The organism is Thalassospira lohafexi (assembly GCF_002844275.1).
Taxonomy (GTDB): Bacteria; Pseudomonadota; Alphaproteobacteria; order Rhodospirillales; family Thalassospiraceae; genus Thalassospira; species Thalassospira lohafexi.
Genome location: NZ_NXGX01000001.1, coordinates 121,349 through 141,656, shown reverse-complemented (window position 1 = coordinate 141,656; position 20,308 = coordinate 121,349). Strand labels below are relative to the sequence as shown.

The following is a 20,308-nucleotide window of genomic DNA, read 5'->3' as shown; positions in this document are numbered from 1 at the left end:
GAATAATCGCGTACAAATAATGACACTTGGTAAAACGAATGCGGATACCATTGAACATCCAGAGATTTTGTAGTTTGCTTCCAAGCCATGCGATCCATGACGTAATCAACGGGATTACGTAACCAAACGGAGATATCCATGACCATTTCAGTCGGCACCGAAGTCCCGGATGTAACCCTGTTCCGCGCAACGAGCGACGGTCCGGAAGCTGTGAATACCAAAGAATTCTTTGCGGACCGCAAAATCGTTCTTTTCGCTGTTCCGGGTGCTTTCACCCCGACCTGCTCAGCCAAACATCTCCCCGGCTTCATCGCCAAGGCTGATGAAATCAAGGCAAAGGGCGTTGATGAAATCGCCTGCCTCGCCTCCAATGACGCATTTGTCATGCAGGAATGGGCCAAAAGCCAGAATGCCGATGGCATCACCATGCTGTCTGACGGCGACCTTGCCTTTGTCGATGCAACCGGTCTTGAGCTTGATCTGACTGGCCGTGGCCTTGGCAAACGCGCCAACCGCTTTGCCATGGTTGTTGAAAACGGCAAGGTCACCCATCTCGCCGTCGAAGAACCCGGCGCATTTGAAGTGTCCAGTGCTGAATCCGTGCTGACAAAGCTCTAAGCTGGCATCCTGGCTTTTACGCAAAAAACAAAGCTCCGCAGGAACCTGCGGAGCTTTTGTTCGTTAAGAGCCATCAAGCCAAATAGTTAGCGCGGCAGCAAAACCGGAATAGGGTCTTCACGACTGTCGTAATCGCATTCAAAGGTCGGATTGGTGTGCTTTGCAATGAAATGCACCACACCCTCACGGAAGCTGCCTTTGATCGGCGACCAGCTCATGTAAACGCCACCCCGGCCATCGTATTCACGAATGTCAGGATCACGCATCAATTCTGCAAAACTATGGCCAAGATCTTCGGTTGCACCCGCAACCAGCCATGATGGTTTTAAACCGCCATGCCACAAAAGATATACGCCACCGACACCGTTCAGCTTGAGTTCCGCAATGTCGTCAATCATGAACAGACGATAGTATTCACCACGCGGACTCTTGCGCCACTTAATGTCTTGTGCCTTTGGCTGGCGAATACCACCAAGAGACCAAAATCCCATCTTATCCTCCAAGCACGGCAAAACACGTGCAAACGCATGTTACACGCATCCCAACATCGCTTCTTATTCTTATAGGTATGAACCTACCCCAGCATATGTAAACGATTAGTTGACAAAAAACGCCGCATGGGCGGATTGCCACCTTATTTCAAGCCAGATTTCAAAGCCTTCTAGCCTAAATATAGGAAAAACCGCAACATTTAGAACAGCTAATCGAACAATTTGTCGATGTCATCCTGGCTGATACCTTCGCCTTGCAGCTGGGGACCATTCAGAAGCTCGGAGTCTTCCGGCTTCTCTTCGGTGTCGTCCTTGTCTGCCACCGGCAGGTCGGCAAATGCGTCCTCACCCCAGATCGAAATCATGTTGTGAACCCGTTCCTCAACGAATGCGAGGGTGCTCACAACCTTGTTGATCCGCTGACCGGTAATGTCCTGAAAGTTACAGGATTCAAATATTTTCGTGACGATAAAGGCAATCTGCTCAACGTGATCGGCGACAAAATCACTCGGCGCCGAATTTTTCAATGTCATTGCCAGATCGTCGATCTGCTCCGCAGACTCAAGGATCGTGTGAGTTGCCATCTCCGTATCCTTGACGATGGCGTCAAGCTCGGTCGCGGCACTCATGAACCGATCATCCTGCGCCTTTGGATGGCGAAGTGACGCAATCTGAACCTTGGCCTTGTGGATGTGCTCGTTCATTTCCTCGATCTGGGTCCGGATCAGTTCCAGATCGTCACTATCGGGTTCAGATGCACCCGGCCGGTTTGAATGGCTGAAGTTACTTGAAATCGGCTCAGGCAACACATCCATTGGCGCATCGTTTGAGGCAACCGGTGCTGCCATGCCGCCTGCGTCCGGGGAACCTGCCAATTGCCCGCCATTTCCAACAGCATCACGCAACTGCCCGACTTCCGCACGCAACGCCCGGATTTCATCAAGAACGGCCTGATTGATCCCCGACGTATCCTCAGGGACATGTGATGGTGATGGTGACGGCAATGCTTCACCCGCCCCGATACCACTTTCAAGAGTAGGGTCAAAAAACGAATCCGACCAGTCTTCGACACCCCCACCCGAACGTTCTTTTAACCGGCGTTCGGCGGTAAACACTTTTTGTACGCGACGCGACATGATTGAATTCAAACCTCCGGCAATGGGCATTCGCCCTATCGCACTATCCCCAAACTTAACCCACCGGGCTCCGTTCATTACAATTCGAACAAGTATAAGGGTTGAGATTGCGACAAGTCCAATGAGTTTCAAGAACAAGTCCTTGAAAAAGAACACCCCGACCATCTGGCCGGGGTGTTTTTAACTGCCGCTCTGCGTTGTGTATCAAGCCGTTTCCGGCATCCAGCGCAAAACAGGTTTTCTTGCTGCTGCCGTTTCGTCAAGGCGACGACGCGGTGTCAAATACGGCGCATTCTTGAAGAATTCCGCATCTCCGGCCTGTGCTTTGGCCACCAAAGACAGAACAGCATCACAGAACTGATCAATCGATTCTTTGGTTTCAGTTTCGGTCGGTTCGACCAAAAGTGCACCATGCACCACCAGCGGGAAATACATCGTCATCGGGTGGAAGCCCTCGTCGATGATTGCCTTGGCAAGATCAAGGGTCGAAACCCCGGTATCCTTGAGGAACCCATCGTCAAACAGCGCTTCGTGCATGCAATATCCCGGGTATGCGACGCTGAGCTTGTCTTTCAGACGGGCCAGCAGATAGTTCGCATTGAGAACCGCATCACCAGATGCCTGACGCAGGCCATCAGAACCATGGCTTTTCATATAGGCCAGCGCCCGGATGAACATGCCCATCTGCCCGTGGAACCCTTTCAGGCGACCAAACGGCTTGGTGCCGTCATTTTCGTCGGCAGTTTCCACCAAACGGAACCCGTCCTCGGTGCGCACAACATAGGGGATCGGGGCAAAGGGTGCGAGTGCATCCGAAAATACAACCGGCCCTGAACCCGGACCACCACCGCCATGCGGGGTCGAGAAGGTTTTATGCAGGTTGATATGCATGGCATCAATGCCAAGATCAGCCGGGCGGACCCGACCAACAATGGCGTTGAAATTCGCACCATCGCAATAGAAATAGCCACCCGCGGCATGGACCAGATCGGCAATCTTGCGCACATCACGCTCAAACAGCCCGCAGGTATTCGGGTTGGTCAGCATGATGCCGGCCACATCATCACCAAGCTTGGCTTCGAATGCGGCCAGATCAACACGGCCGTCTTCGGTTGCCGGAATGGAATCAACCGTAAAGCCACAGGCCGCAGCCGTTGCCGGGTTGGTACCATGTGCGGATTCGGGCACAAGAACACGACGGCGGTTTTCCCCGCGTGCATCAAGGGCGGCACGAATGGCCATCATGCCACACAGCTCCCCTTGCGCACCGGCTGCCGGGGACATGGCAACCGCTGGCATTCCGGTCAGAACCAGCAACCAATGCGCACATTGGTCAATCAGCTCAAGCGCACCTTGCACCGTGCTTTCAGGCTGCATCGGGTGCAAATCGGCAAGACCGGGCAGACGGGCAACTTTTTCGTTGATGCGCGGGTTGTGCTTCATGGTGCATGAGCCCAGCGGGAAGAACCCGGAATCAATCCCGAAGTTCTTCTGCGACAATCGGGTAAAGTGACGCACCACTTGCGGTTCCGACAGGCCCGGAAGACCGACATCGCTGTCGCGGTCCAAACCGCCAAGACGCGATTTGGTTCCTTTTGGTTCAGGCAGATCTACGCCGGTACGGCCCGCTTGGCCCTGTTCAAAAATCAGTTTTTCTTCAAGAACAAGTCCACGGTTACCGGTATGAGTTGTGAAGGTCATGCCAGCGCCTCCTTCAATGCGTCCGCAAGGGCCGCGATGTCTTCGTCTGTGTTGGTTTCCGTCACCGCCACCAGAAGATAGTTGTCCAAATCCGAACGGTTCGGATACAGACGCGACAGCGGAACGCCCCCAAGAACGCCCTTATCAACCAGAACCTCAAGCACGTCTGCGGCTGGCTTGCTCAGCTTCACGGTAAACTCGTTAAAGAAGCTGTCATTAACCACCGTAACACCGTCAACCGCATCAAGTGCATCGGCCGCCTTGCAGGCATTTTCGTGGTTCAGGGTCGCCAAACGGCGATAACCATCTTCACCCAGAAGGCTCATATGCACCGTAAAGGCCAACGAACACAGACCCGCATTGGTACAAATGTTCGATGTCGCCTTTTCACGACGGATATGCTGTTCACGGGTCGAAAGGGTCAAAACAAAACCGCGCTTGCCGTCCTGATCGACCGTTTCACCACACAGACGACCGGGCATCTGACGCACCAGTTTCTGGGTTGTGGCAAACAGACCAACATAAGGACCGCCATAGCTCAGCGCGTTGCCGATCGACTGGCCTTCGCCGCACACGATGTCCGCCCCAAAGCTGCCCGGTGATTTGATCGCACCAAAGGCAACCGCCTCGGTAAAGACAACCACCAGAAGCGCACCCTTGGCATGGCACACTTCGGCAAGCTTGGTATGGTCCTGAACCCGTCCGAACACATCGGGGTACTGAACCACAACGCAGGCCGTCTGATCATCAATCAGGTCGTCGAGTTCTTCGACCGTTGCCTGCTGTTCGGGATTGCCATCGCGTCCGGCAACTTCGGTATCACTGAACTGGCAATAGGTTTCCGTCACTTCGCGGTAATGCGGATGCACCCCGCCCGACAAAACGGCCTTTTTGCGACGTGTCGCACGGCATGCCATCAAGACCGCCTCGGCACAGGACGTCGCCCCATCCCACATCGATGCGTTGGCCACATCCATGCCGGTGATCGAGGCCACCTGTGTCTGGAACTCGAACAGATACTGCAAGGTGCCTTGCGCGATTTCCGGCTGATACGGGGTATAGGCCGTCAGAAACTCGCCACGCTGGATCACGTAATCAACAGTCGCCGGCACGTGATGGCGATAGGCACCAGCGCCCAAGAAGCTTGGCACACTCGACGCACCAGTATTCTTGGCCGCCAAAGCCATCATGTCGCGTTCGACCTGCATTTCGCCAAGATGGCTTGGCAGATCAACCGGGGCATCAAGCAACGCACCGTCAGGAACGTCATGATAAAGTTCTTCGACCGACGCTGCCCCGATGGTTTCAAGCATCGACGCGCGGTCAGCGCGGGTTAAGGGAAGATAACGCATGCTTACAGACCTTCAACGAAGTCTTTATAGGCTGCTTCATCCATCAGCTCATCAAGCTGGGACTCGTCAGTCAGCGACATTCTGAAAAACCAGCCATCCGTTTCCGGGGCTTCGTTGACCAGTGCCGGGTTAACATCAAGGTCTTCGTTAATCTCGACAACCTCGCCATCAAGTGGCGCATAAACGTCACTGGCAGCTTTCACAGACTCAACCACTGCCGCATCGCCATCTTTGGTCAGTTTCTTACCAATTTCCGGCAGTTCGACATAAACAATGTCACCAAGCGACTGTTGCGCATAATCGGTAATCCCGATCGTTGCGATGCCGTCTTCAAGTTCAATCCACTCATGTTCCTGCGAGAATTTCTTAGCCATTTTAATTTGTCCCTGTTGATCGATTGTCTGCCAACGCGGCGATCAGCCGCACATTCAAGAAAGAGTACAGCACTTAGCCGCGGAAATAACGATGCGGTGCGAACGGAAGTTCAACAACCTCTGCCGGGCGGGCCTTGCCGCGCACCATAAGATCGACCTTGGTACCCGGTGCGGCAAATTCAATTGCCACATACCCCATGGCAATCGGTGCATCGACTGTCGGACCAAATCCGCCACTGGTGATTTCACCGATTTCTTCCCCGTCCGTATTAAGGATCGGGGTGTGTTCACGCGCCGGTGCCTTGCCTTCGGGTTTGATACCAACACGTTTGCGGTCTGCACCATGTTCAAGCTGATCAAGGATGACATCCGCCCCCTTGAACCCACCCTCGGCCCGGCGGCGCTTGTTGATGATCCAGTTCAGATCACCCTCGACCGGGGTCGTGGTGGTGTCGATGTCATTGCCATACAGGCAAAGACCGGCCTCAAGACGGAGCGAATCACGCGCGCCAAGACCAATGGCCTCAACCTCATCTTCGCCCAGAAGCTTGCGCGCAAGTTCTTCGGCGCGATCATTGGGCACGGAAATTTCATAGCCATCTTCGCCGGTATAGCCCGACCGGGTGACAAAGCAGGCAATACCCGCAATATCAAGTTCGGCAAAACTCATGAATTTAAGCTCGGTCACGGCCGGGGCAAAACGCGCCAATACGTTTGCGGCTTCTGGTCCCTGCAACGCCATAAGCGCCCGGTCATCAATTTCTTCAAGCGACACGCCATCCCCAAGGTTGGCACGCATATGGACAATATCGTCATCCTTGCACGCCGCATTGATCACCAAAAACAGGCTGTCGCCCGCATTGGTAATCATAAGGTCATCAAGGATGGTACCGTCATCATTGGTAAAGGCGGAATAGCGGGTACGACCGGGTTTAAGGATCGCAATATCACCGGGCACAAGCTTTTCAAGCTCGGCCACGCGGTGTTCACCAGTCAGGCGGACCTGCCCCATGTGTGAAACGTCAAAAAGTCCGGCTTTGGCACGGGTATGAAGATGTTCGCCTTTCACACCCAGCGGGAATTGAACCGGCATGTCATAGCCCGCAAACGGCACCATCTTGCCGCCAAGCTCTACGTGCAGGTCATGAAGGGCAGTTTTAAGCAGTTCGGTCTGATCATCGGCCATCAAGGTCTCCGGAACAGTGGTTGCGAAACATAGCCGACCAATGGCCAACCACGTTCCCCCTCTGTCTTGGAGCCTGAAAGAATCACAGCCGATTTAGATCATCGGTCTGCTTACATCTTCGGCGAGGCACACATCATAAGATGCTACCTACTTTCCAGAGTCCCATCTCCCCGCGGTCCGTTTGCCTGAGAGTTTCCGGGGTGGTTGCTCCTTCGGCGTCCGCGCAATCCGTTATGGACCGTGGCACTCTCCCACGGGGATCACTTGGGTATGCGTTCTTATACGGATTTCATCCCAAACCGACCAGCCCCTAATTTCGGGCAATCGCGGACGGAGGTTTTCAACCCTGATCGGTTATTCTGACCCGAAACGACGGTTATAGTCGAGCTGATCTGAACTGAGCTGGAAGCCCAGGTAAATTTCATATTCCGGCCCGGCCCACACATCTGAAAGCGGCACCGTCAGGGTGACCTGCTCGTCGCGATAGCGCGCAAGATTGAGGTTTTCGGGGAACGGCATGTTCACATCAAAAACCGACTTTTCAACAAAATTTCCGTCCGGATCGCGCAAGGCAACGAAATACTGGAATGTTGCGCCACGGCTCTGGGCTGCGGGTCCCAGTTCGGCGGTGATGATCGGGCTGATGATCACATCAAGCGTCTTGTCATCAAGGTCATAGCCGCAATCGCCCAGATACCCGTTAAACTCGGCTTCGAACATGACATCGGTCAAATCCTTGCCGGCACCATTAAACTGGGTCAGCTTTGCCGTATCCTTTGGCAAATAGGCCGATGGACATACCGGAACCGGAACTTCCTCGAACGGATTACTCCCGCACGCGGCCAAAAGCCCCGCAAGCGAGACCATTCCAAATGCACATGTACGTCGCAATCCGTTACCGATCGTCATCCAAGCCTCTATTATACCGTCTGTTTTATGACCATACCCGGTTTCGGGCGGCCCGCGCGCAGTCTATTCTTTCGCCGTGCCGCACACAACCCGCTTCAAACACAGGTCGACAAACAAAACAGGAAACCCGCACGCCAAAAGCTATACTCTAATCGTTGCTCAGACATTGCACCGCAAGATCAGGCGGGTTATGTAACGAGAACGTTTAAACAACTGTGCTGAGCGTACCAGCACACATGGAAACTCGGACAGTATCATGTCAGACAAAGCCGAACTTCGGATCGTTCTTGCCAACCCGCGCGGATTTTGTGCCGGGGTTGATCGCGCGATTGAGATTGTGGAAAAGGCGCTCGTAAAATACGGCGCGCCTGTCTATGTCCGACATGAAATCGTTCACAACAAATTCGTCGTTGATCGCCTGCGCGACATGGGCGCTGTTTTCGTTGATGAACTTGATGCGGTTCCTGACGGTGTTCCCGTCATCTTTTCGGCGCACGGCGTTCCCAAATCGGTTCCCGAAGCCGCCGAAAGCCGCAAACTGGAATATCTCGATGCAACCTGTCCGCTGGTGTCCAAAGTCCACCGTGGTGCTGAACGTCATCATGCCGACGGCAAACATATTCTTTTGATCGGTCACGCGGGCCACCCGGAAGTCATCGGCACCATGGGTCAATTGCCACCGGGCAGCATGACCTTGATCGAAACCGAGGAAGACGCCGAAAACCTGGAATATCACACCCCGGAAAACCTTGCCTTTGTCACCCAGACCACGCTGTCGCTCGATGACACCGCGAAAATCATCGAAATTCTTCAACGGCGTTTCCCGTCCATTTCAGTGCCGAAAAAAGAAGACATTTGCTATGCGACGACCAATCGTCAGCATGCTGTCAAACTGATCGCGGAAAAGACCGAAGCCATTCTGGTACTTGGCGCCCCGAACTCGTCAAACTCCAACCGTCTGGTCGAAGTTGCCAAACGCGAAGGATGTGACAAATCGGTTCTGGTTGAACGGGCCAAGGACATCGACTGGTCAACCCTTGAAGGCATCACATCCCTTGGCATCACAGCCGGGGCATCCGCACCGGAAATTCTGGTCGAGGAAGTCATCGATGCCTGTCGTGAACGCTATAACGTCACAATTGAAACCATCACATTGACCGACGAAAATGTGACCTTCAAACTGCCCCGTCAGCTCGCAAGCTGATCTGGTTTCAAACCTAATTCAGGAATATTAAAGACCCAATGGCCGTCTATACCGACGTTTCAGACGAAGATATCTCTCGTTTTGTCGCCGAATACGATATCGGTGATGTCGTTTCGTTCAAGGGCATCGCAGAAGGCGTGGAAAATACCAATTTCCTGCTTCAGACGACCAAGGCACCTTTTATCCTGACCCTGTATGAAAAACGGGTAAACCCGGATGACCTGCCGTTCTATCTGGGACTGATGGATCACCTGTCGGCCACCGGGCTTAATTGCCCGACCCCAATCCACGGTAAGGATGGTGTTGCGCTGCGTCGCCTGTGCGGTCGCCCTGCTGCCATCACATCCTTCTTGCAGGGCATGTCACCGCGCCGCATTCAGCCGCACCATTGCGCCGGACTTGGCACTGCACTGGCACAGCTCCACACTGCGGGTCTGGGCTTTGAAATGCACCTGCCCAACGCGCTGAGCGTCAAAGGCTGGCGGCCGCTGTTTGAAAGCTGCCAGGAACACGCCGATGATGTTGAACCCGGTTTGGGCAAAATGATCGGTGATGAGATTGATTATCTTGAAGCCAACTGGCCGCATGCCCTGCCCAAAGGCGTCATTCATGCCGATCTTTTCCCCGACAATGTGTTTTTCTTCCCCGGCAAGGAAGATGTGTCGGGCCTGATTGACTTCTATTTTGCCTGCAATGACCTTCTGGCCTATGACATCGCGATCTGCATGAATGCGTGGTGCTTTGAACCCGACAGCAGCTTTAACGTCACCAAGGCAAAAAACCTTCTGTCGTATTATGGCAAGGTACGCGGGCTTTCCGATGCGGAATTGGCCGCCCTTCCCGTTCTGGCACGCGGCGCCAGCTTGCGGTTCTTGCTGACCCGTCTTTATGACTGGGTCAACACCCCCAAGGACGCACTGGTCACGCCCAAAAATCCCCGCGAATACATCACCAAACTGCGGTTCCATCAACGGGTGGAAAATGCATCGGCCTATGGTCTTGATTAAGGACGTGACGAGATGACTTCAGACGCAACAGACGACAACCACGTCGAGATCTATACCGATGGTGCCTGTAGTGGAAACCCCGGCCCCGGCGGCTGGGGCGCGATCCTGCGCTTTAAGGGTGTCGAAAAAGAACTGTCGGGTGGTGATCCGGAAACCACCAACAACCGCATGGAAATGATGGCCGCGATCAGCGCGCTTGAAGCCCTGAAACGTCCTTGCATCATCAATGTCTATACCGACAGCAGCTATGTCCGTGATGGCATTACCAAATGGATTTTTGGTTGGCAGAAACGCGGCTGGAAAACGGCAGACAAGAAGCCGGTCAAGAACGTCGAACTGTGGCAACGCATGCTCGAAGCCTTAAAACCCCATCAGGTCGAATGGCACTGGGTTAAAGGCCACGCAGGCCACCCGGAAAACGAACGCTGCGATGAACTCGCCCGGCTGGCTGTGCCTAGGGTCTGAACCCTAAATAGTGACAAATCCTTACAATTGATGACAAATACTTGAAGCTGAACCACGTCGCTCCAAAATAGATGGGGTTGGAGAACTTAAGACGTTTATTTATAAGAAAATCAAAATCAAACTTGCGTTTCGACAAGCTTCCGGGTTCATTCAACCCTGACGTAAGGGGTATTGGCCCCCATACAAAGGTCGAGTAATGTAGAGCTTGGCTAGTCGAAAGTGGGTGCCTAGGAGAATACGTTTGTCGCGCGGATCGTACGGCTTTTTACAACGCAAGTCGCTCAGCAGCCGGTTGCTATTCATAGCATTGCCGCTGGTTTCGATGTTCTCGCTCGCGCTGTTTATCGTGTTCGGGTACGTCAGCTACAAGGTTTTGCGCGATGATTTGAATGGCAAAGTCGAACAAACCGCCGACATTAACGCGCGCGTTCTTGCCACCCCGTTCTGGTATCTTGACGTTGATAATATCGAATCCGCACTGAACGCCATGGCGCGTGACCGCGACATCGTTGCTGTGCAGGCCCTTGGCGCCGACGGCACAGAATTTGCCCATACCGGCGTTTCCCAATCCGAACTGGCCGATACGCTGCGCCTGTCGCGCCGAGTCTATTTTGAACGCAATAATGTTCGCCACGACGTTGGTGAACTGGTGATCTACTTCACAGAAGAACGTGTCCAGAACCTTCTTCTCCGGCGCATCGCGATTGACATGGTCCTGTTTGGCCTGCTGATCGCCGTCGTTGCCGCCAGTTTGCTGATTGCCAACAAACGGTCGATCAAGGAACCGCTTAACCGTCTGCTGCATTCCATCCGGATGACCAAGCATGGCCGTTTACGCCGCCCGGTTGAATGGAACAGTGCCGACGAACTGGGTCTTTTGATCCGCGAATATAACGAAATGGTCGCCCTGCAGGGACAATCGCAGGAAGAAGCCCAGCGTAAGCAGGCCCTGCTCGAAGCAACCCTTCACAATATTGGTCAGGGCATCTGCCTGTTCGATCAGGACCTTAATCTGATGGTCTGGAACGAACGGTACATCGAACTGCTCAACCTGCCGCGTGATCTGGTCAAGGAAGGCACCCCTCTTTCCGATATCCTGCGCTACAATGGCGAACGTGGCGAATACGGTGATGTCAGCATTCAGGCCCTGATTTCCGACCGTGTGGCGATTGCGCGCCGTCGCGAACCCTATCGCATGGAACGCACCCGCCCGAACGGCCGTGTTATTCAGGTCGATCACAACCCGATGCCCGGCGGCGGCTATGTTGCGACCTATACCGACATTACCGAACGTAAACAGACCGAAGCCCGCATGCGCCATCTTGCCGTGCATGATGTGCTGACCAGCCTGCCCAACCGCACCCTGTTCCTTGACCGCCTGCGTCAGGCCTTGCTCTCGGCCCGCCGGTTCCAGCGCGGTGTGACGGTTCTGTTTGTCGACCTTGACCGGTTCAAGGACATCAACGACCACTTTGGCCATGATGTCGGCGATCTGATGATTCAGGAGATGGGACAACGTCTATCCCGGATCATTCGCGATTCCGATACCGCTGCGCGTCTTGGCGGTGATGAATTCGCGATTATTCAGACCGACGTTCAAAACATCGAAGACACCATCGTCCTTGCCCAGCGCATCATCGATGAACTGTGCCAGCCATTTGATTGCCGCGGCATCCGCCTGCATTCCACTGCCAGTGTCGGCATCACCCTGTTCCCCGAGGACGGCGAAAATCCCGAACAGCTGGTCAAAAATGCCGACATGGCGATGTATGCCGCCAAGGCCGAAGGCCGCAACAATTACCGCTTCTTCCTGCCGTCGATGCACGAACGGGTCAAGGAACGTAAAACCATCGAAGAAGACCTGCGCAACGCGCTTGAGAACGATCAGCTTGAACTGTACTACCAGCCCAAAATCGACTGCCGTACCGAGCGGGTCGTTGGCGCCGAAGCCCTCGTACGCTGGCATCACCCTGATCGCGGCCTGATCATGCCGGGCGAGTTTATCTCGGTCGCTGAAGAATGCGGCCTGATCAACCGTCTCGGCGCATGGGTTCTCGAAAAAGCCTGCAAACAAACGCAGATCTGGCGCGATAGCAGCTTGCCGGGTCTCCGCATTGCCGTAAATCTGTCGCCCGCACAGTTCCAGGATGCTGAACTGGTATCGAGTGTCACCAGAATCGTCAAAGATACAGCAATGCCAGAAGGCACGCTGGAACTCGAAATTACCGAGTCGATCCTGATGAACAATCCGGAAAAAGCCGTCTCGACGCTAAAAGAACTCAAGGCACTTGGCGTGATGATCGCCATTGACGACTTTGGCACCGGCTATTCGTCGCTCAACTACCTTAAACGGTTCCCCGTCAGCTCAATCAAGATCGACCAGTCCTTTGTCAATGACATCCATGTCGATATGGATGACAAGGCGATTGTTGATGCGGTGATTGGCTTGGGCCACAGCCTTAACCTTGAAGTTGTTGCCGAGGGCGTGGAAGAAGTCGAACAGCTAGATTACCTTCGTGAAAAGGGCTGCGACTTCATTCAGGGCTACCTCTATTCCAAACCGCTGCCAGCCGACACATTCGTCACCTGGGTCACCGAACGTCAGGCTCAGGAACCCAAACGGATTGCGGCCAAAACCTGATTGAACGAAAACGGCCTACGCCCGCACTTTGGCTGTTCTTTCGCTTCGCAGAAACGCATTTCATATCATCTGTGGACGGCAAAACCGCCCGCCCGGCGATCAAGCTCCGTCAGATACTGCCGGTATCGGTGGGCTGATGACCAACCCACCGAAGCTACATCTAACATGCGCGTAACTACGCCTGTATCACGCGTTCATGCCGCTATCGACGGTAAATTCCGACCCTGTGACGACCTTTGCCTCCGGCCCGGAAAGCCACGCGACAAGACCGGCTGTATCATCGGCATCACTGTAATCGGGGATGGCCATGACGCTGCGTGCCACATCGGCAATATCACCCTCTGCCGGGTTCATGTCGGTTTCGGTTGGCCCCGGATGAACAACATTGACGGTGATTTTGCGTGGTCCCAAATCCCGGGCCACCCCACGGGTAAAGCCGATAAGGGCCGATTTTGACAGGGCATAAAGGCTCAACCCTGGCCATGGCACCCGGTGTGCGAGATTACTGCCCGTCGAAATGATCCGCCCGCCATCAGGCATGTGGGCCAGTGCGGCCTTGGTCGCGACAAAAACCGCACGCACATTGACATCAACCGTGCGGTCAAACTGCTCGATACTAAATTCGTCAATCGGTGCGAATTCGATAATCCCGGCATTGTTCACCAGAATATCGATCTGTCCAAATTGTGCCGCCGCTTGATTGACTGCGGCTTCAATCTCCTCGGCATTGCGGTTATCGGCCTTTATCGCCAAGGCCGTACCGCCCGCCGCCTCAATCTCGCCGACCACATCGCGGGCCCGGTCTGGACTACTGACATAGGTCAGCGCAACTGTGGCCCCGTCGCGGGCCAGACGTTTTGCGATGGCAGCCCCAATGCCACGGCTTCCGCCGGTGACGAAGGCGACTTTTCCAGTAAGGTTCTGCATGGGAAACTCCAATTATGTAATGATCACTACATAATTGATCGCAGCCTTGCATTTTGACGTCAAGTCATTTATTTAGTGATCATTACATAATTGGAAAGACAGACCATGGCGACACGCGGCAGACCACCCGCATTTGACCGGGACGATGCATTGGACAAGGCCCTTGGCCTGTTCTGGGAACGGGGCTATGACAATACATCCATGGCCGATCTCAGCACGGCAATGGAACTTCGCCCGCCCAGCATCTATGCCGCCTTTGGCAGTAAGGAAACGCTGTTTGATGAGGTTATCGCCCATTACAGCAAACTTCACGGCACAGAAATCTGGGGCAATCTGGAACGGTTCAAACACCCCAAAGACGCCACCCACCACGTGCTGGTCGCCTCGGCCAACGCCTTTACCCGCGACGATACACCGCATGGCTGTCTGGTTGTTCTCGCCGCACCACAGGCGAACTCAAACCACGCAACCGTCAATCAGACCCTGCGCGGTCATCGCCGCAAGGTGACTGAAACCTTGCGCAACCTCTATGCCGAAGGACAACGGCGTGGCCACATTCCAAGCATCGCCAACATCGACACCATGGCGGCCTATTACGCGACTGTGCAGCATGGCATGTCCATACAGGCACGCGACGGCGCAACCCGCACCGACCTGATCGCCGTGGCCGATGCCGCCATGACGACATGGCCCAACCTGATCAGCTCATCGCAAACCAGACGCTAGGGGGCAGAACGCGTCTCCGCGCTCCCGATCAATAAATCGCTGTCCCCACCCCGTCCGATGTGCGGTTGCCCGATTGGGCGACAGGCGGTTCTGACGATGTACGATCCACCAGATCGACAATTTCGGAAATTACCCGCACCAGTTGGTAATCCTTGGGCGTATAAACCGCCGCCACCCCCATCTGGCGCAAGATCAGCATATCGGCCTCAGGGATGATGCCGCCGACAACCACGGGAATATGCCCCGCCCCACGCGCGCGCAATCCATTGACCACCTCGCGCACCAGCGGCACATGCGACCCCGACAGGATCGAAAGCCCGATCACATGCGCACCTTCGTCAATCGCATTACGCACCAGCTCATCCGGTGTCCAGCGAATGCCGTCATATAAAACATCAATCCCGGCTTCACCGGCCTTGACCGCAATTTGTTCGGCCCCGTTGGAATGCCCATCAAGCCCCGGCTTGCCAACCAGCATCTTCATGCGTTCACCAAGCTTGTTCGACACCTCATCGACCCGTGTGCGCAAGGTCTGAAGGTTTTCCGCATCCCCGGTCACAATCATCGATGTAATACCGGTTGGCGCACGATATTCGCCAAAAACTTCGCGCAGGGTTTCCGACCATTCCCCGGTTGTTACCCCGGCGTGGGCACAGGCAATCGAACTTTCCATGATGTTGCAGCCTTCACGGGCGGCCTGTTCCAGGGTCGATAATGCGTCCTTAACCTTGGCCTGATCACGATCAGATCGCCAGGCTTTCAGTTTTTCGATCTGTTCCTGCTCGGCCATCTCATCAACCGTCATGATCGATTTCTCCCCCGACGTCAGGGGCGATGGCTCCGTCTCGGTAAAGGCATTAACGCCAATGACCTTGGTCACCCCGTTTTCAATATCGGCCAAACGCATGGCGTTGGATTTGACCAGTTCCTGTTTCATATATCCGGCATCCACCGCCGCAATTGCCCCACCCATGGCATCAAGTCGGGCCAGTTCGGCCCGTGCGCCGTCCTTAAGAGTCCCGACCTTGCGCTCAATCGCCGGATTGCCATCAAACAGGTCCTCATATTCCAGAAGATCGGTTTCATAGGCCATGATTTGCTGAAGCCGCAGCGACCATTGCTGATCCCAGGGCCGTGGCAGGCCAAGCGCCTCGTTCCACGCCGGAAGCTGCACCGCGCGTGCCCGGGCATTTTTCGATAAAACCACCGACAGCATTTCGATCAGGATGCGATAGACGTTGTTTTCGGGCTGCTGTTCGGTAAGCCCCAGCGAATTGACCTGAACCCCATAACGGAACCGGCGGTATTTGGCGTCTTCGATGCCATATCGGTCGCGGGTGATTTCATCCCACAGCTCGCAAAATGCCCGCATCTTGCAGATTTCCGTGACAAAGCGTATACCGGCATTGACGAAAAATGAAATCCGCCCGACCACCTTGGCAAAGTCTTCTTCGGGCACCTGCCCCGAATCGCGCACCGCATCCAGAACCGCAATCGCCGTGCCCAGCGCATAGGCCAGTTCCTGTTCAGCCGTCGCACCGGCTTCTTGCAAATGGTACGAACAGACATTCATCGGGTTCCATTTGGGCACCTCGCGGTACGTAAATGCCGCAACATCGGTGATCAGTTTCAAACTCGGTGCGGGCGGAAAGATATATGTCCCGCGTGACAGATATTCCTTGATGATGTCGTTCTGGGTCGTGCCCTGAAGGCTGGCACGCGGCGTTCCCTGCTTTTCCGCCACCGCGATATAAAGCGATAACAACCATGCAGCGGGCGCATTGATCGTCATCGATGTGTTCATCTGATCAAGTGGAATGCCGTCAAACAAGGTCATCATGTCGCCGAGATGCCCAACCGGCACCCCGACCTTGCCAACTTCACCGCGCGCCAGAACATGATCCGAATCGTAGCCCGTCTGGGTTGGCAGGTCGAAGGCCACCGAAAGCCCGGTTTGCCCTTTCGCCAGATTCTGCCGATACAGCGCGTTCGACGCCGCCGCCGAACTGTGCCCGGCATAGGTCCGGATCAACCATGGGCGATCCCGTTCCGCATTTACTGCGCTGCGCTGGTTTTCCATCGGCATCACGACCTCGCGTACTTTTATTGCTGAAACGCTTACGTTTTATTACACGAAAACGTTATTAAATTATCCACTAGACATAATTTGGATAATTATATAACAATTTGTGCAACGCGATAAAAGCGAAAACAAACTAATCCCGGAAAACCGTCGCGAAATATCGGCTGAAAACCGGGGAATTGTCAGGGAAATAAAAACAAATTCCGTGGCTTGGAGGATTCGTCGACCGCAGCGCAACACAGGGTAATTTTATTACACGACAGCCCGGCGCGATTCGGATCGACCCCGAACAAGGAGTGAAGGTCATGAATACCACTGCCGAAGTATTGCCTTTCCGCGGCGGTCAGGAAGTAAAAGACTTATATGAAATTGGCGAAATCCCGCCATTGGGTCATGTGCCCAAAAACATGTATGGCTGGGCCATTCGTCGTGAACGCCACGGCGAACCTGATACCGCCATGCAATGCGAAGTCCTGCCGGTGACACAGCCTGACAGCCACGAAGTCCTCGTTCTCGTGATGGCGGCCGGCGTGAATTATAACGGCGTATGGGCGTCCCTTGGCCAACCGATCTCGGTCTTTGATGTTCATGACCTGCCCTATCATATCGCCGGGTCCGATGCGTCGGGCATCGTCTGGGCGGTTGGCTCCAAGGTCACGCGCTGGAAAGTTGGCGATGAAGTCGTCATTCACTGTAATCAGGATGATGGCGATGACGAGGAATGCAACGGTGGCGATCCGATGCTATCCCCGACCCAGCGTATTTGGGGCTATGAAACCCCCGACGGGTCCTTTGCCCAGTTCACCTGTGTTCAGTCACAGCAACTCATGCCGCGTCCCAAACATCTGACGTGGGAAGAAAGTGCGTGTTACACCCTGACCCTTGCCACCGCCTATCGCATGCTGTTTGGCCATCGTCCGCACATCCTGCGTCCGGGGCATAATGTTCTGGTGTGGGGGGCATCGGGTGGTTTGGGATCGATGGCGATCCAGTTGATCACCACCGCCGGGGCCAATGCCATTGGCGTCATATCCGACGAGTCCAAGCGCGAGTTTGTGCTGGGCCTTGGTGCCAAGGCTGTCATCAACCGCAAGGATTTCAATTGCTGGGGCCAGTTGCCCACGGTCAATGGCCCGGAATTTGGCGATTACATGAAAGAAGTTCGCAAATTTGGCAAAGCCATCTGGGACATCACCGGCAAGGGCAATGACGTTGATATCGTCTTTGAACATCCCGGCGAACAAACCTTCCCGGTATCGTGCAATGTGGTTAAACGCGGCGGCATGGTTGTTTTCTGTGCCGGAACCACCGGCTTTAACCTGACGTTTGATGCGCGATTCGTCTGGATGCGCCAAAAACGCATTCAAGGCAGCCACTTTGCCAACCTGAAACAAGCCGCACAGGCCAACAAGCTGATGATCGAACGCCGTATTGATCCCAGCATGTCCGAAGTGTTCAGTTGGGATGATATCCCGCGTTCGCACATGAAGATGATGCGCAACGAACACAAACCGGGAAATATGGCTGTACTGGTACAGGCAAAACGCCCCGGCATGCGCACACTTGAAGAAGCAGTCGAAAGCTGAACCCACATAAGGCTTTCGACTGACCGTTGGCACCCCGCGCGCGTTCTCGCCCGATCAGCGTACGGGGTGCCACCACCCTTTTCGGGCAGTTAGCTCCGATACCTGAATTCTGTTGCGCAATCGCCCCACATGATTGCCGATCCGAGGACCAGAACCATGACCGAAACCGCCCTGCTTGCTGATTTGAACCGTCTGTGTGACGACGCCGTGTCGGCATTGGCACCTGTGTATGATGCCGCCGAAAATGCCCTGCGCACGGCGGTCACCATCGACGGCAAGGTTGATGCCGCCGCCTTTGATGAACATCAGTTTGCCGCCCATGGCTTTGCCTGGTTCACGACCTATGTCACCGCCCTTCAACAAATGAAGGCTTGGTCAGAACGCCTGAACACACAGGGCAAATACGGCACACTTGAAAAGCTTATCCTGCAAGCCGCCTTTGGCGAATATCTGGCCCAGATTTCAGGCGGCATTGCCATGTCGCAGGGCGAGTTTATCCGCCTATCGACCCTTGGCGTTCCCACCGATGTCATTACGGCATTCTCGGCCAACCCATCGGTTAAAATGCTGGCGACCCATGGCAACTCGGATGCCACGCGGCGCGCCATTGCCCATGAAATCCAAGACAGCCTTGATACCGGCCAGTTTGGCGAAACCGGCCTTGAAGACGAAACGCTCGATATGGTGCGCAACCAGTTCCGCCGTTTCGTCGATGAAAAGGTCACCCCCCATGCCCACGGCTGGCACGAACGCGATGAGTTGATCCCGATTGAAATCGTCAATGAGATGTCCGAACTCGGTGTGTTTGGCCTGACCATCCCCGAAGAATTCGGCGGGCTTGGCATGGGCAAAACCGCCATGTGCGTCGTGACCGAGGAACTGTCACGCGGCTATATCGGGGTCGGGTCGCTCGGCACCCGGTCGGAAATTGCCGCCGAACTAATCCGCCTTGGCGGGACGGACGCACAAAAACAGCATTACCTGCCCAAACTGGCATCGGGTGAAATCCTGCCGACCGCTGTCTTTACCGAACCAAACAATGGTTCCGATCTTGCCCATTTGCGCACCCGTGCGGTCAAGGATGGCGATACGTACAAGGTCACCGGCAACAAAACCTGGATCACCCATGCCGCCCGGTCTGACCTGATGACGCTTTTGGCGCGCACCAACCCGGATGAAGCTGGCTATCGCGGGCTTTCGATGCTTTTGGCGGAAAAACCACGCGGCACGGACAATGATCCCTTCCCGGCCAACGGCATGTCCGGCGGCGAGATTGAGGTTCTTGGCTATCGCGGGATGAAAGAATACGAACTGTCGTTTGACGGGTTCGAGGTGCCCAGCGAAAACCTTCTGGGCGGCGACGAAGGACAGGGGTTCAAGCAACTGATGGCAACGTTCGAGTCTGCGCGCATTCAAACCGCGGCCCGTGCGGTTGGTGTTGCCCAGAACGCCCTTGAAATCGGCATGCGCTATGCCAAGGACCGTGTGCAGTTTTCCAAACCGCTTTATGCCTTTCCGCGTGTGTATGGCAAGGTCGCATGGATGGTCGTGGAAACCATGATTGCCCGTCAGTTGACCTATTTCTCGGCCCTTGAAAAGGATCAGGATATCCGCTGCGACATTGAGGCCGGCATGGCAAAGCTTCTGGGCGCGCGCGTCGCGTGGTCAAATGCCGACAATGCGCTTCAGATTCACGGCGGCAATGGTTATGCGCTGGAATATCAAATCAGCCGGGTCCTCTGTGATGCCCGTATTTTGAATATTTTTGAAGGCGCTGCTGAAATTCAGGCACAGGTCGTCACCCGCGGCATTCTGGGCCGTTGACCCGCTAACAGATTGAAACCTGACATAAATTTACATCTCGAACCGTGGCCCCTGTAACCAACGAGGGCAAACTTGGCC

17 protein-coding genes and 2 riboswitches are annotated in these 20,308 nt (G+C 54.8%); of the genes, 8 read left to right on the top strand and 9 right to left on the bottom strand.

Going from position 1 to position 20,308, the window contains the following annotated elements:
* The first annotated feature begins 138 nt into the window (after positions 1–138).
* Positions 139–618: a peroxiredoxin gene (locus COO92_RS00605; protein WP_101299001.1), complete on the top strand. Its 480-nt coding sequence runs from the start codon at positions 139–141 to the stop codon at positions 616–618.
* An 86-nt stretch (positions 619–704) separates the two neighbouring features.
* On the opposite strand, the gene COO92_RS00600 is transcribed toward COO92_RS00605, so the two are convergent.
* The 7 genes from COO92_RS00600 to COO92_RS00570 all read right to left on the bottom strand — a co-directional run bounded on the left by COO92_RS00600 (position 705) and on the right by COO92_RS00570 (position 7,767).
* Positions 705–1,109 (bottom strand): hypothetical protein, encoded by a 405-nt coding sequence (locus COO92_RS00600; RefSeq protein ID WP_022730993.1) that lies wholly within the window; start codon positions 1,107–1,109, stop codon positions 705–707.
* A gap of 209 nt (positions 1,110–1,318) precedes the next feature.
* On the bottom strand, positions 1,319–2,245 hold the full coding sequence (locus COO92_RS00595) for a protein phosphatase CheZ (protein WP_101299966.1): 927 nt from the start codon (positions 2,243–2,245) through the stop codon (positions 1,319–1,321).
* Positions 2,246–2,449: 204 nt separating this feature from the next.
* Positions 2,450–3,946, bottom strand: coding sequence for an aminomethyl-transferring glycine dehydrogenase subunit GcvPB (gene gcvPB / locus COO92_RS00590; RefSeq protein WP_101298999.1), 1,497 nt, complete (start codon positions 3,944–3,946; stop codon positions 2,450–2,452).
* On the bottom strand, positions 3,943–5,298 hold the full coding sequence (gene gcvPA, locus COO92_RS00585; RefSeq protein WP_101298997.1) for an aminomethyl-transferring glycine dehydrogenase subunit GcvPA: 1,356 nt from the start codon (positions 5,296–5,298) through the stop codon (positions 3,943–3,945). The genes gcvPB and gcvPA overlap by 4 nt, the downstream gene beginning before the upstream one ends.
* A gap of 2 nt (positions 5,299–5,300) precedes the next feature.
* Positions 5,301–5,672 (bottom strand): glycine cleavage system protein GcvH, encoded by a 372-nt coding sequence (gcvH, locus tag COO92_RS00580; RefSeq protein ID WP_022730989.1) that lies wholly within the window; start codon positions 5,670–5,672, stop codon positions 5,301–5,303.
* A 73-nt stretch (positions 5,673–5,745) separates the two neighbouring features.
* On the bottom strand, positions 5,746–6,858 hold the full coding sequence (gcvT, locus tag COO92_RS00575; protein ID WP_101298995.1) for a glycine cleavage system aminomethyltransferase GcvT: 1,113 nt from the start codon (positions 6,856–6,858) through the stop codon (positions 5,746–5,748).
* Positions 6,859–6,917: 59 nt separating this feature from the next.
* Positions 6,918–7,018, bottom strand: a riboswitch (glycine riboswitch).
* 3 nt (positions 7,019–7,021) lie between these two features.
* Positions 7,022–7,122, bottom strand: a riboswitch (glycine riboswitch).
* A 90-nt stretch (positions 7,123–7,212) separates the two neighbouring features.
* Positions 7,213–7,767, bottom strand: a complete 555-nt coding sequence (locus COO92_RS00570) for a hypothetical protein (RefSeq protein ID WP_101298993.1) — start codon at positions 7,765–7,767, stop codon at positions 7,213–7,215.
* A 256-nt stretch (positions 7,768–8,023) separates the two neighbouring features.
* On the opposite strand from COO92_RS00570, the gene ispH reads away from it, so the two are divergent.
* The 4 genes from ispH (at position 8,024) to COO92_RS00550 (ending at position 13,084) form a co-directional block, all read left to right on the top strand.
* Complete coding sequence (ispH, locus tag COO92_RS00565) at positions 8,024–8,971, top strand: 4-hydroxy-3-methylbut-2-enyl diphosphate reductase (protein ID WP_101298991.1); 948 nt, start codon at positions 8,024–8,026, stop codon at positions 8,969–8,971.
* A gap of 38 nt (positions 8,972–9,009) precedes the next feature.
* Positions 9,010–9,978, top strand: coding sequence for a homoserine kinase (locus tag COO92_RS00560; protein WP_101298989.1), 969 nt, complete (start codon positions 9,010–9,012; stop codon positions 9,976–9,978).
* 12 nt (positions 9,979–9,990) lie between these two features.
* Positions 9,991–10,443 (top strand): ribonuclease HI, encoded by a 453-nt coding sequence (gene rnhA, locus COO92_RS00555; protein ID WP_101298987.1) that lies wholly within the window; start codon positions 9,991–9,993, stop codon positions 10,441–10,443.
* Between the two features lie 241 nt (positions 10,444–10,684).
* On the top strand, positions 10,685–13,084 hold the full coding sequence (locus COO92_RS00550; RefSeq protein ID WP_240626267.1) for a putative bifunctional diguanylate cyclase/phosphodiesterase: 2,400 nt from the start codon (positions 10,685–10,687) through the stop codon (positions 13,082–13,084).
* Positions 13,085–13,270: 186 nt separating this feature from the next.
* Here the strand turns inward: COO92_RS00550 and COO92_RS00545 are convergent, their stop codons facing one another.
* Positions 13,271–14,011 (bottom strand): 3-oxoacyl-ACP reductase family protein, encoded by a 741-nt coding sequence (locus COO92_RS00545; protein WP_101298984.1) that lies wholly within the window; start codon positions 14,009–14,011, stop codon positions 13,271–13,273.
* A 105-nt stretch (positions 14,012–14,116) separates the two neighbouring features.
* On the opposite strand from COO92_RS00545, the gene COO92_RS00540 reads away from it, so the two are divergent.
* Positions 14,117–14,737, top strand: a complete 621-nt coding sequence (locus tag COO92_RS00540; protein ID WP_101298982.1) for a TetR/AcrR family transcriptional regulator — start codon at positions 14,117–14,119, stop codon at positions 14,735–14,737.
* A 28-nt stretch (positions 14,738–14,765) separates the two neighbouring features.
* Here the strand turns inward: COO92_RS00540 and COO92_RS00535 are convergent, their stop codons facing one another.
* Positions 14,766–16,823, bottom strand: a complete 2,058-nt coding sequence (locus COO92_RS00535; RefSeq protein ID WP_101298980.1) for a protein meaA — start codon at positions 16,821–16,823, stop codon at positions 14,766–14,768.
* 302 nt (positions 16,824–17,125) lie between these two features.
* On the opposite strand from COO92_RS00535, the gene ccrA reads away from it, so the two are divergent.
* Together ccrA and COO92_RS00525 are read left to right on the top strand one after the other, a co-directional pair.
* On the top strand, positions 17,126–18,406 hold the full coding sequence (ccrA, locus tag COO92_RS00530; protein ID WP_101298979.1) for a crotonyl-CoA carboxylase/reductase: 1,281 nt from the start codon (positions 17,126–17,128) through the stop codon (positions 18,404–18,406).
* 156 nt (positions 18,407–18,562) lie between these two features.
* Entirely contained in the window at positions 18,563–20,230 is a 1,668-nt protein-coding gene (locus COO92_RS00525; protein WP_101298977.1) for an acyl-CoA dehydrogenase family protein, read from the top strand.
* Positions 20,231–20,308: the final 78 nt, after the last annotated feature.

What these genes read in the sequence shown, in the direction of transcription:
- ccrA (WP_101298979.1), top strand. Translation starts at nt 17,126, where the DNA reads ATGAATACCACTGCCGAAGTATTGCCTTTCCGCGGCGGTCAGGAAGTA.
- COO92_RS00595 (WP_101299966.1), bottom strand. Translation starts at nt 2,245, where the DNA reads ATGTCGCGTCGCGTACAAAAAGTGTTTACCGCCGAACGCCGGTTAAAA.
- COO92_RS00560 (WP_101298989.1), top strand. Translation starts at nt 9,010, where the DNA reads ATGGCCGTCTATACCGACGTTTCAGACGAAGATATCTCTCGTTTTGTC.
- rnhA (WP_101298987.1), top strand. Translation starts at nt 9,991, where the DNA reads ATGACTTCAGACGCAACAGACGACAACCACGTCGAGATCTATACCGAT.
- gcvPA (WP_101298997.1), bottom strand. Translation starts at nt 5,298, where the DNA reads ATGCGTTATCTTCCCTTAACCCGCGCTGACCGCGCGTCGATGCTTGAA.
- gcvT (WP_101298995.1), bottom strand. Translation starts at nt 6,858, where the DNA reads ATGGCCGATGATCAGACCGAACTGCTTAAAACTGCCCTTCATGACCTG.
- ispH (WP_101298991.1), top strand. Translation starts at nt 8,024, where the DNA reads ATGTCAGACAAAGCCGAACTTCGGATCGTTCTTGCCAACCCGCGCGGA.
- COO92_RS00535 (WP_101298980.1), bottom strand. Translation starts at nt 16,823, where the DNA reads ATGCCGATGGAAAACCAGCGCAGCGCAGTAAATGCGGAACGGGATCGC.
- COO92_RS00570 (WP_101298993.1), bottom strand. Translation starts at nt 7,767, where the DNA reads ATGACGATCGGTAACGGATTGCGACGTACATGTGCATTTGGAATGGTC.
- gcvH (WP_022730989.1), bottom strand. Translation starts at nt 5,672, where the DNA reads ATGGCTAAGAAATTCTCGCAGGAACATGAGTGGATTGAACTTGAAGAC.
- COO92_RS00525 (WP_101298977.1), top strand. Translation starts at nt 18,563, where the DNA reads ATGACCGAAACCGCCCTGCTTGCTGATTTGAACCGTCTGTGTGACGAC.
- COO92_RS00545 (WP_101298984.1), bottom strand. Translation starts at nt 14,011, where the DNA reads ATGCAGAACCTTACTGGAAAAGTCGCCTTCGTCACCGGCGGAAGCCGT.
- gcvPB (WP_101298999.1), bottom strand. Translation starts at nt 3,946, where the DNA reads ATGACCTTCACAACTCATACCGGTAACCGTGGACTTGTTCTTGAAGAA.
- COO92_RS00540 (WP_101298982.1), top strand. Translation starts at nt 14,117, where the DNA reads ATGGCGACACGCGGCAGACCACCCGCATTTGACCGGGACGATGCATTG.
- COO92_RS00605 (WP_101299001.1), top strand. Translation starts at nt 139, where the DNA reads ATGACCATTTCAGTCGGCACCGAAGTCCCGGATGTAACCCTGTTCCGC.
- COO92_RS00600 (WP_022730993.1), bottom strand. Translation starts at nt 1,109, where the DNA reads ATGGGATTTTGGTCTCTTGGTGGTATTCGCCAGCCAAAGGCACAAGAC.